We start from the raw sequence: 16,068 nt of genomic DNA, 5'->3' as shown, positions 1-16,068 counted from the left end.
CCCGCGATTGGGCGGCCCAGCGGCCCGCGTTTCCTACAGGGATTGCTACCCGTTGTGGGAGCGGGCTTGCCCCGCGATTGGGCGGCCCAGCGGCCCGCGTTTCCTACAGGGATTGCTACCCGTTGTGGGAGCGGGCTTGTCCCGCGATTGGGCGGCCCAGCGGCCCGCGTTTCCTACAGGGATTGCTACCCGTTGTGGGAGCGGGCTTGCCCCGCGATTGGGCGGCCCAGCGGCCCGCGTTTCCTACAGGGATTGCTACCCGTTGTGGGAGCGGGCTTGCCCCGCGATTGGGCCGCATAGCGGCCCGGATCGATCTCACCCGTTACGCGAATGCAGCTCTTGCCGCAGATCCGTCAGGTAGGGAAACGCCGCGCGCCCGCGCACTACCCGCTCTCGATCCAGCTCCGCCAGCAGCACGCTCTCATCTCGCTCAGCCAGCGCCAACACGTCCCCATCCGGCCCGACGATGCTGCTCTGCCCGCAATACCGGATTTCACCCTCAGCGCCACAATAGTTGGCGTACACCAGGTAGCACTGGTTCTCCTGCGCCCGTGCCCGCACGGTGACCTGGCAGATGAAATCGTAGGGCTCCATGTTCGCGGTCGGCACCAGAATAAGCTCGGCGCCGGCCAGGGCCAGGCGACGCGCGTTTTCCGGGAACTCGATGTCGTAGCAGATCAGCATGCCGAGCTTCCAACCGCCCAACTCGACCACCGGGAAGTGGTCGGGGCCGGGGCTGAACATGGCTCGATCCAAGTCGCCGAACAGGTGAGTCTTGCGGTAGTTGCACAGGCTGCGACCCTGGGCGTCGATCAACTGCACGCTGTTGTAGATCGCGCCATCCTCGGCCCGTTCGGGGTAGCCGTAGACGATAGCGATGCGGTTGGCCTGGGCGATTTTCACCACCTCCATGGCCGACGCGCCATCATCGGCCTCGGCCAGGCGTTGCACGGCTGGCAGGCCGATGTTGTAGCCGGTCAGGAACATCTCCGGGCATACCAGCAACTGCGCGCCGCGGCCGGCTGCCAGCTGGGCCTGCTGGTGCAGGCGCTCAAGGTTGCCGGCGACGTCCAGTGGCCTGGGCGTGCCCTGGTAGAGAGCGATGCGCATGGTGCCTCCTTGTCTTCAGTCGGGCAGGGCGATCGGCCCGATCTCGTGGAAGACGTCACCTGGGCCTGGGTTCTCCGGGTGGGTCTTGCCACCGAAGTGGTTCATGATACCCCACACCGCGTTGAGCGAAGTCTGCACTGCCCCTTCCACCCAGGCCGGCGTCCAGGACACATCGTCGCCGGCGATGAAGATGCCGCGCTGCTCGGCCGGCATGTCCTGCTGCATGAAATGCGCGTACATGCGCTGGTTGTAGCGGTAGTGCCCTGGCAGTGCGCCCTTGAAGGCGCCGAGGAAGTACGGGTCGGCTTCCCAGGAGATGGTGATCGGGTCGCCGATGATATGGCCGGCGATATCGGTCTTCGGGTAGATCTTCTTCAGGGCGTCGAGGGCCAACTGCACGCGTTTCTCGGTTGGGTGCGGCAGCATTTTCAGGGCGTCGCTCATCCAGGCGTAGGACAGGCAGATGACGCCAGGCTTGTCGTCGCCGTTGTCGAACAGGTAGGTGCCGCGGGTCAGGCGATCGGTGAGCGTCATGCTCATCAGGTCGCGACCGGTTTCCGGGTCCTTGTCCTTCCAGAACGGTCGGTCGACCATGACGAAGGTCTTGGACGACTGCATGTAGCGGGTGCGGTCCAGGGCCATCCACATCTTTTGCGAGAACAGCGACTCCTCGCAGTCGATCTGGGTGGTCAGCAGCCAGGTCTGGCAGGTGGCGAGCACGGCCGCATAGTGGCGGGTGTCACCCCAGTTGTCGGTGACCGCCAGGCTGCCGTCGCTGGCGCGGTGGATGCGCTTGACCCCGGCACGTGGTGCGCCGCCGTGCAGCGAGCTGAGGCTGGTGCCGGCCGGCCAGTGGGCGCAGCGTTCCGGCACGTGGCGCCAGATACCCTGCGGCACCTGCTCCACGCCGCCGACGACCAGGTGCTGGTGGTCGTCGCAGTTGGTCATCACCACACGGAAGATTTCCAGCATCGAGTTGGGGAAGTCCGAGTCCCAGCCGCCGGTGCCGAAACCCACCTGGCCGAACACTTCACGGTGCTGGAAGCTCAGCTTGGCGAACGAGCGCGAGGTAGCGACGAAGTCGTAGAAGGTGCGGTCGTCCCACAGCGGTACCAGGGTGTTCCACAGCTCCTTGAGGCGCGGCACGTCGCGGTCGCGGATGGCCTGCTGGATATCGCCGAACTGGGCGCCGCTCTCCAGGGCATCGGCCCAGGCATCGGCCACTTCCTGGAACAGCGCCGGCAGGTCGGAGATCTTCTCGGCGTAGTAGGTCTGGCCTTCCAGGTCGATCACGGTGCTGCCCGAAGCTGGCGTCAGCGGGTTGGGGAATGGCTTGGTCTCAAGGCCCAGCTTGTCGACATAGTGGTAGAAGGCCGTGGACGAGACCGGGAAACGCATGCCGCCCAGCTCGGCGACGATGCCGTCGGTGCCGTTGAACGGCTGCGAACGCAGGCGCCCGCCCAGCTTCGAGGCCTCGTACACCACGGGCTTGAGGCCCAGCTTCATCAACTCGTAGGCCGCCACCAGGCCCGCGATGCCGCCACCGACGATAGCGACCTCCTCACCGTGGCGCTCGGCCGGGATGCTACCCAGGCCGGCGGGGTGCTCCAGCCAGTCATCGAAGGCGAAGGGGAAGTCCGGGCCGAAGATGGTGATGGGTTTCTTGCCGTCGGCGGGATGGCGGTTTTTCTTGTTCATGTGATGACCTTGCCAGGGGCTGCGCAGGGGGCGGAGCCTGAGTATAGGAAATGCCTGGAGGCCATTTTAGGGAGTGGGGTGTTCGTAATTAAGGTGCAGAGTGGCGTCGTTGTGTGTGGAGAATCGTCTAAATGTTCGGTCTCCTGTACAGATTGACGATCGCCATGAGCCTGCGCGTCAAACTCAGCCCGGCTGCCCGCGGTCTACCTTGCTGCTGAGAATGATGGAGGTGGTGGTCTTCTCTACCCCTTCCAGGCTGCCGATCTGATCGAGCAGTTGGTCCAGTTGCTCCGGCGAGTCGCTGCTCAGCCAGGCGACGTAGTCGAATTCGCCGCTGACCGCACACAACTGCTGCACCTGCCCCATGGCGGTAAGTCGGCGCACGATGTCCTTACCCGAGCGAGGTTGTGCCTTGATGCCCACATACGCTTGCAGGCCGCCGCCGATCAGGCGCTGACCCAGGCGCACGCCATAACCGGTGATGACCTTGCTCTTTTCCAGGCGCTCCAGGCGCGAGTTCACGGTCGTGCGGGCGATGCCCAATTGGCGGGCGAGGGTGGCGACGCTTTCGCGCGCGTTGATCTGCAGCAGGGCGATCAACTGGCGGTCGATTTCGTCGAGGGCGATGGGGCGGATGTCGGACATGGTGGGTCTCGGCATTGGGTCCGCCAGACTATCTGTCGCTCGACTGGCTAGCAAGCGCGCGGTGGTGGTGGCATCTGGTAATGGCGCTTGGTTGAGTTTTGTTGTCGAGGTGCCTTTGATTCTTTGTGATATTGCATGTCCCCAGTATCATGCAGCCAATGCTTGCCACATTGAGGTGGCAGGAACGAGATTGAAAGGGGCCGTAGTGAGCAAGGTGCATTTTGATGTCGATGCGGTTTATTGCATCTCGCTGAAAGCGCGTAATGATCGACGTGAATTGTTCGAGAAAACCGTTTCCGCACTCATCGATAATCCTGTCATCTTCCATCTCGTCGAGAAAAACCAGGACCCGCAGCGTGGTTGCTATGAATCGCACCAGCAGCTTGCGCAACGGGCCCTGGACGAGGGCCTGGAGCGCGTCCTCATTTTCGAGGATGACGTAAAGCCCTATGCCTTGAAGGCCCGTCAGGTCCGCTGGATCAACCGCTTCCTGCGCACCCGTAGATTTCAGGCATTGCACCTAGGCTACAGCATGGGCTCGATCTGGCTGACTTGGTTTCCTTTCATCGCGCGTGGTCGCGTCGTGGCGTTGCATGCCTATATTCTTTCCCGAGAGGGCTGCCAGATCGTCGCGCAGGCGCCTTATGACGGCCAGCCGGTGGATGTGATGATCAAGAAGAAGGTCAAGCAACACTGTGCGTTTCCGATGATGTTTCGTCAGCATGCGGCATGTGTGACCGGTAGTGATTTAGAAACGGTCGTACGTAATGAAGACATCTGGTGGGAGCGGAATTGGGATAAGCATATTCGTTCGGCGCTCAAGAATCTGTGGCGGACAGTGTTGCGTCTGAGATTCTGATTTATAGGTCGTGGCTGAAGCGCAAGCGCTCGCACTTAGTGTTCTAGATAACTACGCTCGATTAAGGGTTTGGCGCGCTTCAGATCGGCGGGAGTACGCAGGCCATTGATGAGCTCGGCCCAGGTATTCAGCGCGCTATCTGGTAACGCGTACTTCGCCCGCCACCAGGCAGTCGCTCAATGCAACCCTTTTCCAGTAGGTCGCTCAGGTGACGGGTCGCGGTGGCTTTGGATACCTTGGCCACGGCTTGGTATTGAGCGGCGCTGATGCCGTTCTCGAAACCCCGTTCGCCGCCATCGAGTAGGCGGTTGAGCACTTTGACTTGCTCTGCCGATAGCGCTTGGCTGCGATGTGCCTGCCAGAAGCGCGCTTTCACCAGTACCCGATCTATTCGAGCAAGGGCCTGCTCCAGACTGTTGAACAACGTCGCAAGAAACCATTGCAGCCACGCGGTGATATCCAGGGCACCTTTCTGGCTGGCTTCGAGGATGCGGTAATAACCGGCACGGTCGTCGAGGATGCTCGAGGACATGGTGTAGAAACGAATGGTCTGCTGTTCGCCCTGAGCCAATGCCAGGTCGGTAATGGCGCGCGTGAGGCGACCATTGCCGTCATCGAAGGGGTGCAGGGTAACGAACCAGAAATGAGCGATGCCGGCGCGCAGAAAGGGGTCCAGGGTGGCATCGCTGCGGCTGGCCTCGAACCAGGCAAGAAAGTCGGCCAGTTGCGTTTCCAGTCCTGCGCGGGGAGGGGCTTCGAAATGGACGGTAGGGCGGTCGATTCGACCGGAAACCACCTGCATGGGCTCTTCGCCGCGCAGTGCGCCGATGTGTAATGGTCGTGTCAGCAGTTGGTCATCGCTGGGGAATAGCCAACGGTGCCATGTGAACAGTCGCTGTTCGTCTAGCGGTTGTTGATACGCAAAGGTGGCGTCGAACAGCAGTTCCGCCAAGCCTTCGGAGCGTGAGGTAGTGCGGCCTTCTTCGTTCAGCCCCAAGCGCCGTGCCAGTGATGAACGCACCGAGCCGACATTCAGTTGCTCACCCTCGATGGCTGAAGAGGTGACGATGTTTTGCAGCATGGTGTCCAGGCTGCTCTGCACTTCGGTGGCGCCTCCCACCGCGTCGAGCATGCCTAACAAACGTCCCTGGACCTGAGCGCAAGCGCGCAGCAGCGGTGCAAGCGCTTCGGCTTGCCAGCTGAAGTGTGGCCAGTCGGGCCGCTGCCAGATCCAGAGCGGGTCGTTCATAAGGGGGCTTCGTCTGTGAGCCGATTAGCGAGCCTATTCGGCTCATATGATGAGCCGATAATGCCGGCTAATCGGCTCACTGTCTAATTTGAAGCCTGATCGTTTGGCTTTCCGGATGATAGGACTCTGTTGTCTTTCTTCGTCGGCGAATGCGTTTTGACTTGAGCTTGATCGCGGGCCGCCGTGGATACATTGTGGACGCTTGCCCGTTTGTGAAAAGGCTATATCCGCGTAAATGTGAGGCCGCAAAAACGGCAAAGCCGCGCATTAGCGCGGCTTCAAGGTTGGTGGGCCCACACGGACTCGAACCGTGGACCAAAGGATTATGAGTCCTCTGCTCTAACCAACTGAGCTATAGGCCCCAGAGGTGGCGGGGATTATAACGAGGGTTTGAGGTGGGTGCCATCTGAAAGATCTGATAGTGCTATACGAAGAAAGGTCGCTGCGAATTCCTCCGGGGGCAGGGGCGGGCTGACGATGTAACCTTGGATCTGCTCGCAGCCTTCGATGGCCAGGAAGCGTTGCTGGTCTTGGTTCTCGACGCCCTCGGCGATGATGGTCAACTGCATGCTGCGGCCCAGGGCGATGATCGCGCGGGTGATGGCGGCGTCGTGAGGGTCGTCGGGCAGGCCGCGGATGAAGGATTGGTCGATCTTGAGGATGTCCAGCGGCAAGCGTTTGAGGTAGCTCAGTGACGAATAGCCCGTGCCGAAGTCGTCGATGGCCAGTTGCACGCCCAGGTCCTTGAGCTGGTGAAGGATGGCCAGGGCTTCCTCGGCCTGGCTCATGATGAAGTTCTCGGTGATTTCCAGTTGCAGGTCGCCGGCCTTGAGTTGGTATACCTTGAGCAGGTGTTCGATGCGCCTGGCCAGGCTCGGTTGGCGTAACTGGGCGCCGGCGAGGTTGATCGACAGGGGGCCGAACGGTTTGTAGAGGGCCTTCCAGGTGAACATCTGACGGCAGGCCTGCTCCATTACCCAATCGCCCAGTTGCAGAATGGTGCCGTTCTCCTCGGCCAGGTGGATGAACTGTTCCGGCGGCACCTTGCCGAAGGTTGGGTGGCGCCAGCGAACCAGGGCCTCGGCGCCTACCAGGCTCTGGGTCTTGAGGCTGAACTTGGGTTGGAAGCACAAGCTCATTTCGTTGCGCTCGATGGCGCGGCGCAGTTCGTGTTCCAGGGCGATACGCTCGCTGGCCTGGGCGGTGAGGTCGCGGGTATAGGCTTCGACGCGGTTGCGGCCCTTGGCCTTGGAGCGATACATGGCCGCATCGGCGTTGCGGATGAGGCTGGCGACGTCGCTGCCGTCCTGTGGGTAAAGGCTGATGCCGATGCTCGCGCTGGTGAAGAACTCATGCTCGCCGGCCTGGAAAGGGGCATGGAAGCAGGCCAGCAACTTGTTGGCGATGGCGTTGGCATCGCTGGGGCGATGCAGGCCGGGCAGGAGGATGATGAATTCGTCGCCGCCCAGGCGGGCCACGGTGTCGAGGTCGCGCACCTGTTCCTTCAGGCGGTGGGCGATGCCTTTGAGCAGTAGGTCGCCCACGGGGTGGCCGAGGCTGTCGTTGATGTGCTTGAAGCGGTCCAGGTCGAGGAACAGAACCGCGCCCTGACGGTTGGCTTCCTGGGGGCAGGTAAGGGCGGCCAGCAGCCGATTTTCGAACAGGGCGCGGTTGGGCAAGCCGGTGAGGGGGTCGTGGTGGGCCTGGTAGTCGAGCTTGGCCTGGGCAAGCTTGAGGCTGGAGATGTCGGCGAACACGGCGACGAAGTGGGTGATTTCATGCTCGCGGTTGCGCACGGCGCTGATGGTCAACCAGCCAGGGTAGAGCTCGCCGTTCTTGCGCTTGTTGTAGATCTCGCCCTGCCAGTGGCCTTCTGCGGTGAGCTGGTGCCACATGGCGGCGTAGAACGCGCTGTCGTGTTGGCCGGAGGCAAGCAGGCGCGGGGTTTGCCCGAGGGCTTCGATTTCGCTGTAGCCAGTGATTTCGCTGAAGGCGCGGTTCACCGCGCTGATGCGTTGCTCCGGGTCGGTGATCAGTACGCCTTCTGCGGTGTTCTCGAACACGGTGGCAGCCAGTTGCAGTTTTTCCTGCATCAGGTTGCGCTCGGTGATGTCTCGGACGATGGTGAGCATGCAGTCGGTGCCGGCGATCGGCAGCGGCCGGGCTGACAGCTCGCACAGGCGGATCTGTCCGTCACTGCGGCGAATATGGCAACTGAAGTCGCGCACGAAGCCGTCACGCTGGAGCTGGTCGACCAGGCGCTTGCGTTCGTTGAGGTCGACCCAAATGCCCAGGTCGAGGGAGGTCTGGTCGCTGGCGGGGTTGATGTCGTAGCCGGTCAGGCGGCAGAAGCCTTCGTTCACCTCCAGCAACAGGCCATCGCTCTGGCGCGACAGCAGCAGGCCGTCGGGGGAGGCGTGGAACGCCTTGGCGAACTTCTCCTCGGAGGTTTGCAGTTGTTGCTGGGTTTCCTTCAGCTGGCTGATGTCCCGCACGGCCACTACCAGCGCCCGGGTGCCGTCGAGTTCGAACGTTTCGGCGGAGATCAGGCCGGTGAACATCTGGCCGTTGCTGCGTCGGAATTTGGTCTCCAGATTACGGATGGCACCACGCTGCAGGCGCTCCAGCAGGGCGGCCCCGGCACCCGCGACCGCCCAGAGGTCCAGTTCGGTGGCGGTGCGACCGATCACCTGGCTCGGGCTCAGGCCGATCTGTTCTTCGAAGGCTTCGTTGACTTCCAGCAGGCAGCCGTCGCTGTGTCGGGCGATTACCAGGATGTCCGGGCATTGTTGGAACACTGAGGCGAACTTCTGCTCCGACAGGCGCAGGGCATCTTCGGTGCGTTTGGTTTCGCTGATGTCGATCATCAGGCCACGCAGCAGCGGGCGGTGCCCGTGTTCGATCATGCTGACAATATTGCGCACCCACAGAGCCTGGCCATCGGCGCGGATCACCCGGTAGTCGAGACTGTGGTCGCGCCCGGCGGCGGTCTCGCTGTCGCAGAAGGCCTGGGCCCAGAGTGCATCCTCAGGGTGCAGGATGCTGCGCCAGAACCCCGGCTTGAGCCAATCGCCCAGCGGGTAGCCGAGCAGGTCCTCGGCGTGGGGTGAGACATAGCTGTAGGTAAAATCGTTGGCATCGGCCTCCCAGGCGATGGCGGACAGGCTTTCGACCAGGCTGCGGTAGTGGTATTCGCTGCTGCGCAGTTCCTGCTCGAGGGCGATACGCCGGGAGATTTCCGAGCTCAGCCGCCGGTTGATACGGATCACCACGGCGAGGATGGCCATGAGCAGCAAGACTGCGGGCAAGCCATAGAGCAGCATGTCACTCCAGAACGAGCGTTGGTCGACGACATTGCCGACCCAGCGCTGCTGGATCTGGCTGATTTCGCCGGGGCTCATGTCGGCCATGACCTTGTCGAGAATGCCGACCAGGACCTTGTTGCCCCTGGGTGCGGCCATCGCCAACTGGTAGCGGTAGGGCGTCTCGCCACTGACGTACAGGCCATCCAGCTTGAGCTGGCGCAGGGCCCAGATGCTCGAGGCGAGGTCGCCGACCACGGCGTCGACCTCGTCGGTGGCCAGGGCCTGGAGAGAGGAGCTGACGTTGGGCAATGCGACGAGGTTCAGGTCCGGGTGATGCGTGCGCAGCAGCTCGTGGGGCGCATAGTTCTCCACCACGGCGACCTTTAGGCCATACAGGTCCTTGAGTGTGCGGGGTTGCGGCCCACCCTCATGAGCGAGAATGACAATGGGAAAATCCAGGTAGGGGCGGGTGAAGTACAGGTAGTTCTGGCGTTCCGGGGTCGACATGATGCCTGGAAGCAGGTCCAGGCGGCTTTCCCTGGCTTGCTGCAGGATTTCGGTCCAGCTCCTGGGTTCGATAGGCTCGAGCACGATGCCCAGGCGTTCCTGGATCAGGGCGATGTAATCGGCGGCCAGTCCCTGGTAGCGGCCCTCCTGGTCGCGGAACTCGAAAGGTGGCCAGGTGGCGTCCATACCCAGGCGTAGTTGGGGGTGGGCGCCGAGCCAGGCTTTCTCTTCATCCGTCAGGGTCAAGGCGCCGGCCGTTGTGGTCCAGGCGAGCAGGATCGACAACAGAATGGCCGGCACAAAGGACATAGCGGCCTCTCGTTCAAGGGGTATGAAACGAGTGTAGACGGGCAAAGCGCGACGGGTGATTCAGGTTTTGCGGGTCAATCATCGCGGCGCCTGCAGTTGCAGGGCGCAATGGCTGAAAAGAAAAACCCCGGCCTGGGCCGGGGTTCGTCATCACTCGTCGAGGAAGGAGCGCAGATGCTCGCTTCGCGTCGGGTGGCGCAGCTTGCGCAGCGCCTTGGCCTCGATCTGACGGATCCGCTCACGGGTCACGTCGAACTGCTTGCCGACCTCTTCGAGGGTGTGATCGGTGTTCATGTCGATGCCGAAACGCATGCGCAGCACCTTGGCTTCGCGTGCGGTCAGGCCCGAGAGCACGTCACGGGTGGCTTCCTTGAGGCTTTCGACCGTGGCCACGTCAATCGGGGACTGCATGGTCGAGTCCTCGATGAAGTCGCCCAGGTGCGAATCTTCGTCGTCACCGATCGGGGTTTCCATGGAGATCGGTTCCTTGGCGATCTTCAATACCTTGCGGATCTTGTCCTCAGGCATTTCCATGCGCTCGCCCAGCTCTTCCGGGGTCGGTTCGCGGCCCATTTCCTGCAGCATCTGGCGGGAAATACGGTTGAGCTTGTTGATCGTCTCGATCATGTGCACCGGGATACGGATGGTGCGTGCCTGGTCGGCGATCGAACGGGTGATCGCCTGGCGGATCCACCAGGTGGCATAAGTCGAGAACTTGTAGCCACGACGGTATTCGAACTTGTCCACCGCCTTCATCAAGCCGATGTTGCCCTCCTGGATCAGGTCCAGGAACTGCAGGCCACGGTTGGTGTATTTCTTGGCGATGGAGATCACCAGACGCAGGTTGGCCTCGACCATTTCCTTCTTGGCGCGGCGGGCCTTGGCCTCGCCGATCGACATGCGACGGTTGATTTCCTTGATTTCGGCGACGGTCAGGCCGGTCTCGGTCTCGAGGTCGATCAGCTTCTGCTGGCAGGCGACGATCGCGGCGTCCTTTTCACCCAGGGCGGCAGCCCACTTGGTGTTGCGCTTGGCCAGGTCGCCGGACCAGGTCTGGTCGGTCTCGTTGCTCGGGAACAGGCGCAGGAAGTCGGCACGCGGCATGCGGGCATCACGCACGCACAGCTGCATGATGGCGCGTTCCTGAGCGCGCAGGCGCTCCAGGGCGCTGCGCACGCGCTCGACCAGAGCGTCGAACTGCTTGGGCACCAGCTTGATCGGCATGAACAGGTCTGCCAGGGCTTGGAGGGCTTCGACGCTCTCCTTGCCGCTGCGGCCGTGCTTCTTCAGGATCTTGCCGGTGGCCTGGAGCTGGTCGGCGACGGCGCCGAAACGCTGACGGGCAACTTCCGGATCCGGGCCGCTTTCGCCCTCGTCCTCGCTGTCGTCACCGCTTTCTTCGCTGTCTTCCTCTTCGTCTTCCTCTTCCTTGGCAGCCGCGGCCTTGGCGCCAGGGATCGGCACTTCCTCGGTCGGGGCGGCGATGTTGTCGTCAGGGTCGATGTAACCGCTGAGGACATCGGACAGACGGCCACCTTCGGTGGTGACGCGGTCGTATTCGCTGAGGATATAGTCGACAGTACCCGGGAAATGGGCGATGGCGCCCATGACTTCGCGAATGCCTTCCTCGATGCGCTTGGCGATTTCGATCTCGCCTTCGCGGGTCAGCAGCTCGACGGTACCCATTTCGCGCATGTACATGCGCACCGGGTCGGTCGTGCGGCCGATATCGGTTTCAACTGCCGCCAACGCTGCGGCAGCTTCTTCGGCTGCGGCTTCGTCGGTGTCGGCTTCCGCCAACAGCAGGGCATCCGCATCCGGAGCACTCTCGAATACGTTGATCCCCATGTCGTTGATCATGCGGATGATGTCTTCCACCTGTTCCGGATCTGAAATATCCTCAGGCAGGTGGTCGTTGACCTCCGCGTAAGTCAGGTAGCCCTGCTCACGACCGCGGGTGATCAACTCTTTGATACGAGATTGCTGTTGCGCTTTTCCGGACATAACACCCTATCCACTGAAGGTCTTGGCGGGCAAAAAACAAGCCGAGGATTATACCCGAGCATGGACCTCACGCGCCAGATGAGGTCGGGGTTTGTGCGGGAACATTCCGGCTCAGCAGGGCAAGGAGCTGCGATTTTTCCTCGCTGCTCAACTCGCTTTGACGTGCTTTCCTGAGCAGATGTTCCAGGCTGCGCTCGCGTTGGCGGGCGGACAAACTAGTTATAGTGTCGAAAAACTGTTGTTCAAGGTTGTCGGCATCGATCAACCATTCCTTTTCCGCCAGGGCCCGCAGCAGGCGGCCTTGTTCGGTGCCGTGCCAACGCGCGATCAACTGCATTGAGCTTAGCTTAGGATTCTTCTGCGCGGCTTCGATCAAGGCCACCAGCAGCTGGCTGTAGAGGTGGTCTTCGTCGGCGAAGTGGCTGGCATCTTCCACTTTTCCGGCCAGCAGCGGGTAATGCAGCAGGGTGCGCAGGGCCGACAATGTCGGCGGCTCCACCGGTGCGGGCACCCTGGGTGGCGCTTCGCCGCGCTGGCCGTCACGCTGCCAGGGCTTGCCGCCTTTCTTGTCCCAGGGTTTGCCATCCCATTGTTTCTTGCCGCCTTTGTTCGGCGTCCATGGGCGCTGCTCCTGCTGGGCAGGTGCATAGTCGTGCAGGTGCGCTTCGCCGTAGTCAGGGGTGTAGCTGGCCATGGCGTCGTAGTCATAGCCGGGGTCGTAATCCGGGGTGCTGGGTGCCGGTGCGTGCTGAGCCAGCTGTTCGACCTGCTGAGGGTCGAGCCCGGTGATTTCCTTCAGGCGGTTGCGCATCAGCTGGCGCAGGTTGGCGCCGGGGATCTTTTCGATCAACGGTGCGGCCAGGGTCGCCATGTGCGCCTTGCCTTCCAGCGAGCGCGGGTCGGCTTCGTTGCCCAACTGCTCGAAGAAATAGTCGGCCAGCGGTTGGGCGTGCTGGTTGATGCGGGCCATGAAGGCATCGGTGCCTTCGGCGCGGACCAGGCTGTCCGGGTCCTCGCCCTCGGGCAGGAATAGGAAGCGGGCACGGCGGCCGTCCTGCAGGCTGGCCAGCGTGGACTCCAGGGCGCGCCAGGCAGCCTTGCGGCCGGCCTGGTCGCCATCGAAGCAGAACAGCACGCTCGGCACCACGCGGAACAAACGCTTGAGGTGCTCTTCGCTGGTTGCCGTACCCAAGGTCGCTACCGCATTGCGCAGGCCTTGCTGGGCCAGGGCGATGACATCCATGTAACCCTCGACCACGATGATCTCGTCGAGGTTGCGGTTATGCTTGCGCGCCTCGTACAGGCCGTAGAGCTCTTGGCTCTTGTGGAACACCGGGGTTTCCGGGGAGTTCAGGTACTTGGGCTTGTCGTCTCCCAGGACTCGTCCGCCAAATGCGATGACCCGGCCACGGCTGTCGCGGATGGGAAACATCACCCGGTCACGGAAGCGGTCGTAGCGCTTGCCGCTCTCGGCGTTTTCAATCAGCAGGCCTGCGTCGATCATCACCTTTTGTTGCAGGCTGTCTGCGCCCAGGTGCTTGAGCAGGTTGTCCCAGCCCGGCGGGGCGAAGCCCAGGCCGAAGTCGCGAGCGATTTCGCCGGAGAGGCCGCGGCCCTTGAGGTAGTCCACCGCTGCCTTGCGGGTCGGGTGCCCGCGCAGGGCCTGGCGATAGAACTCGGCGGCGGCTTCCAGCAGCGGGTAGAGGGGCGAGTCGGTGGGTTGACGGGGCTTCTGCCCGCGGCGGCCTTCTTCCCGGGGGACTTCCATGCCGGCGGCTCGGGCCAGTTCCTCGACCGCCTGGGGGAAGTCCAGGTTGTCGTGGTCCATGACGAAACCGAGCGCGTTGCCGCCGGCACCGCAACCGAAGCAGTAGTAGAACTGCTTGTCGGGGCTGACGGTGAAGGAGGGTGTTTTCTCCTTGTGGAACGGGCAGCAGGCGGAAAGGTTCTTGCCGGTCTTCTTGAGCTGGATGCGCGAGCTCACCACATCGACGATGTCGGTGCGGTTGAGAAGGTCGTCAATGAAGCTTTGGGGAATCAGCCCGGCCATGGCAGTCTCATCATCTGGCAGCTGGCAAGTCTAATCGCTACGCGCCGGTTGAGGGCGAGCAGTTGATGCGGGAAGTGTGAGGAAGAGTGTGCTCGTCAGCCACGAATGGCTCGTCAGTCAGGACGTGCACGACTGGTCGGGGACCAGCTCTGACGTGTTCAGGCAGGTTGCCCATGCGCTGTTGCGAAGGGCGCCTCTGGCCGAGGCCGGAGGTTTGAAACAACTGCTGCCATTAGCCCGGCACGAGGCCGGGCGGGCAGAAGCTTTGCGTTGAACGCCTGTATCAGTACAGACGAACGGCGCGGCGCTGTTCGCGCTGAACCTTCTTGGCGTGACGCTTTACAGCGGCAGCGGCTTTGCGCTTGCGCTCGGCAGTCGGCTTCTCGTAAAACTCGCGGCTACGAACTTCAGCCAGTACACCGGCTTTTTCGCAGGAGCGCTTGAAACGACGCAGAGCTACGTCGAAGGGTTCGTTCTCTTTAACTTTGACGGCTGGCATCCAGGGCTACCTTAATTCATTACCGGGGTAGACGTGCTCCTGGCAAAACAAAAGGTGTGCTGGAGAACGTCGGTTTTCAAGGGTTGCGGATGTTAACCCTTAGCTGGCCGGAATGCAAAGCCTCTGATCGAAAACCGCTGGTCGGCATGTGGTACGGAGACTATCATGCGCGCCTTCGAATTCAGCCTCCACAAGGCACGGACCCATGCTAGTACTGGGATTGGAAACATCCTGCGACGAAACTGGCGTCGCATTATACGACAGCGAACGCGGCCTGCTGGCCGACGCGCTGTTCAGCCAGATCGACCTGCACCGCGTCTATGGCGGCGTCGTGCCGGAGCTGGCCTCGCGTGATCACGTCAAGCGCATGCTGCCCCTGATTCGCCAGGTGCTGGCCGAGGCCGGCTGCGTCGCCACCGAGATCGACGCCATTGCCTACACTGCCGGCCCTGGCCTGGTCGGCGCCCTGCTGGTCGGGGCTTCGTGCGCCCAGGCATTGGCGTTCGCTTGGGACATCCCGGCGATCGGTGTGCACCACATGGAAGGCCACCTGCTGGCGCCCATGCTCGAGGAAACGCCACCGGAGTTTCCGTTCGTCGCTTTGTTGGTGTCCGGCGGCCACACCCAATTGGTGCGGGTCGACGGCATCGGCCAGTACGAATTGTTGGGCGAGAGCCTGGACGATGCGGCGGGCGAGGCATTCGACAAGACGGCCAAGCTGATCGGCCTGAATTACCCAGGCGGGCCCGAAATCGCCCGCCTGGCCGAGCAGGGCGTGCCCGGGCGCTTCGTGTTCCCGCGGCCGATGACCGACCGCCCGGGGCTGGAATTCAGCTTCAGCGGCCTCAAGACCTTCGCCCTGAACACCTGGCAGCAATGCCGCGATGCCGGTGACGACAGCGAGCAAACCCGTTGCGACCTGTCCCTGGCGTTCCAGCAGGCGGTGGTGGAGACTCTGACCATCAAGTGCAAGCGCGCCCTCAAGCAGACCGGCCTCAAGCGCTTGGTCATCGCCGGCGGCGTGAGCGCCAACAAGGCCCTGCGGGCCTCGCTGGAAAGCATGCTGGCCAGCCTCAAGGGCAACGTGTACTACGCGCGGCCGAAATTTTGCACCGACAACGGCGCCATGATCGCCTACGCCGGTTGCCAGCGTCTGCTGGCCGGGCAGCGCCAGGACCTTGCCATCGCCGTGCAGGCGCGCTGGCCGATGGAGCAACTGCCGGCGGTGTAACGCTGGCTTGTAGGGTTAGAAATGCCGTTCGCGACCGGCAAACAGGTCGCGTAGATTGCTGCGATGGCGCCAGACGATGAGTACCGTGAGCACGGTGATCGGCAACAGCGCCTCCGGCTCGCGCCAGGCCAGCAAGGGCAGGGTCAGCGGGGTGGCGATCAGCGCAGCCAGGGAGCTGGTGCGGGTGAGGTAGAAGGTCAGCAGCCAGGCGGCGATGGCCAGCAGCGCGGCGGGGAAGTACAGGCCCATGAGCATGCCGGCCGCGGTCGCCACGCCCTTGCCGCCCTTGAAGCAGAAGTACAGCGGGAACAGGTGGCCGATCACCGCGCAGAGGCCGACCCAGGCTTGCTCCTGTAGGCCCAGGCCGGCCAGTTGGGCCAGCAGTACGGGCAACAAGCCCTTGCACAGGTCGCCCAGCAGGGTCAGGATCGCCAGCTTGCGGCCTGCCAGGCGTAGCATATTGGTTGCGCCGGCGTTGCCCGAGCCACTGGAGCGCGGGTCCGGGCTGCCGCTGAGGCGGCTGAGGACGATGGCGAAGGACAGAGAGCCGAGCAGGTAGGCAAGCAGCGCCAATAACCAAAACATGCTAACTATTCCGGGCG

The 16,068-nt window shown here is 62.7% G+C and carries 11 protein-coding genes and 1 tRNA gene; 2 read left to right on the top strand and 10 right to left on the bottom strand.

Annotation, left to right across the window (positions count from 1 at the left end; genetic code table 11):
- Window positions 1-315 precede the first annotated feature (315 nt).
- The 3 genes from IRZ56_RS17810 to IRZ56_RS17800 all read right to left on the bottom strand — a co-directional run bounded on the left by IRZ56_RS17810 (window position 316) and on the right by IRZ56_RS17800 (window position 3,453).
- On the bottom strand, window positions 316-1,110 hold the full coding sequence (locus IRZ56_RS17810) for a carbon-nitrogen hydrolase family protein (RefSeq protein WP_196146137.1): 795 nt from the start codon (window positions 1,108-1,110) through the stop codon (window positions 316-318).
- A 15-nt stretch (window positions 1,111-1,125) separates the two neighbouring features.
- Window positions 1,126-2,808, bottom strand: coding sequence for a flavin monoamine oxidase family protein (locus IRZ56_RS17805; RefSeq protein WP_196146136.1), 1,683 nt, complete (start codon window positions 2,806-2,808; stop codon window positions 1,126-1,128).
- Between the two features lie 183 nt (window positions 2,809-2,991).
- Window positions 2,992-3,453: an Lrp/AsnC family transcriptional regulator gene (locus IRZ56_RS17800; RefSeq protein WP_084856216.1), complete on the bottom strand. Its 462-nt coding sequence runs from the start codon at window positions 3,451-3,453 to the stop codon at window positions 2,992-2,994.
- Window positions 3,454-3,658: 205 nt separating this feature from the next.
- Between IRZ56_RS17800 and IRZ56_RS17795 the strand changes: the two genes are divergently transcribed.
- Entirely contained in the window at window positions 3,659-4,312 is a 654-nt protein-coding gene (locus IRZ56_RS17795; RefSeq protein WP_196146140.1) for a glycosyltransferase family 25 protein, read from the top strand.
- 127 nt (window positions 4,313-4,439) lie between these two features.
- Here the strand turns inward: IRZ56_RS17795 and IRZ56_RS17790 are convergent, their stop codons facing one another.
- The 6 genes from IRZ56_RS17790 to rpsU all read right to left on the bottom strand — a co-directional run bounded on the left by IRZ56_RS17790 (window position 4,440) and on the right by rpsU (window position 14,235).
- Entirely contained in the window at window positions 4,440-5,561 is a 1,122-nt protein-coding gene (locus tag IRZ56_RS17790; RefSeq protein ID WP_196146135.1) for a Fic family protein, read from the bottom strand.
- Between the two features lie 285 nt (window positions 5,562-5,846).
- Window positions 5,847-5,923 (bottom strand) — tRNA-Ile (locus IRZ56_RS17785).
- Between the two features lie 15 nt (window positions 5,924-5,938).
- Window positions 5,939-9,682, bottom strand: a complete 3,744-nt coding sequence (locus IRZ56_RS17780; RefSeq protein WP_196146134.1) for a bifunctional diguanylate cyclase/phosphodiesterase — start codon at window positions 9,680-9,682, stop codon at window positions 5,939-5,941.
- A gap of 150 nt (window positions 9,683-9,832) precedes the next feature.
- Complete coding sequence (gene rpoD, locus IRZ56_RS17775) at window positions 9,833-11,686, bottom strand: RNA polymerase sigma factor RpoD (RefSeq protein ID WP_196146133.1); 1,854 nt, start codon at window positions 11,684-11,686, stop codon at window positions 9,833-9,835.
- A gap of 67 nt (window positions 11,687-11,753) precedes the next feature.
- Complete coding sequence (gene dnaG, locus IRZ56_RS17770) at window positions 11,754-13,736, bottom strand: DNA primase (RefSeq protein WP_196146132.1); 1,983 nt, start codon at window positions 13,734-13,736, stop codon at window positions 11,754-11,756.
- Window positions 13,737-14,019: 283 nt separating this feature from the next.
- A complete protein-coding gene (gene rpsU, locus IRZ56_RS17765; RefSeq protein WP_003255575.1) occupies window positions 14,020-14,235 on the bottom strand; it encodes a 30S ribosomal protein S21 in 216 nt (71 codons plus the stop codon).
- Window positions 14,236-14,440: 205 nt separating this feature from the next.
- Here rpsU and tsaD point away from each other — a divergent pair, with 205 nt between their 5' ends.
- On the top strand, window positions 14,441-15,466 hold the full coding sequence (gene tsaD / locus IRZ56_RS17760; protein WP_196146131.1) for a tRNA (adenosine(37)-N6)-threonylcarbamoyltransferase complex transferase subunit TsaD: 1,026 nt from the start codon (window positions 14,441-14,443) through the stop codon (window positions 15,464-15,466).
- A 15-nt stretch (window positions 15,467-15,481) separates the two neighbouring features.
- Here tsaD and plsY read toward each other — a convergent pair whose 3' ends face one another.
- Window positions 15,482-16,051 carry a glycerol-3-phosphate 1-O-acyltransferase PlsY gene (gene plsY / locus IRZ56_RS17755; protein WP_084856199.1) on the bottom strand — a complete coding sequence of 190 codons (570 nt, stop codon included), beginning with the start codon at window positions 16,049-16,051 and terminating at the stop codon, window positions 15,482-15,484.
- Window positions 16,052-16,068: the final 17 nt, after the last annotated feature.

This window comes from Pseudomonas guariconensis (genome assembly GCF_015680235.1).
Lineage (GTDB): Bacteria > Pseudomonadota > Gammaproteobacteria > Pseudomonadales > Pseudomonadaceae > Aquipseudomonas > Aquipseudomonas guariconensis_A.
This window is presented reverse-complemented; position numbering and strand designations above follow the sequence as displayed.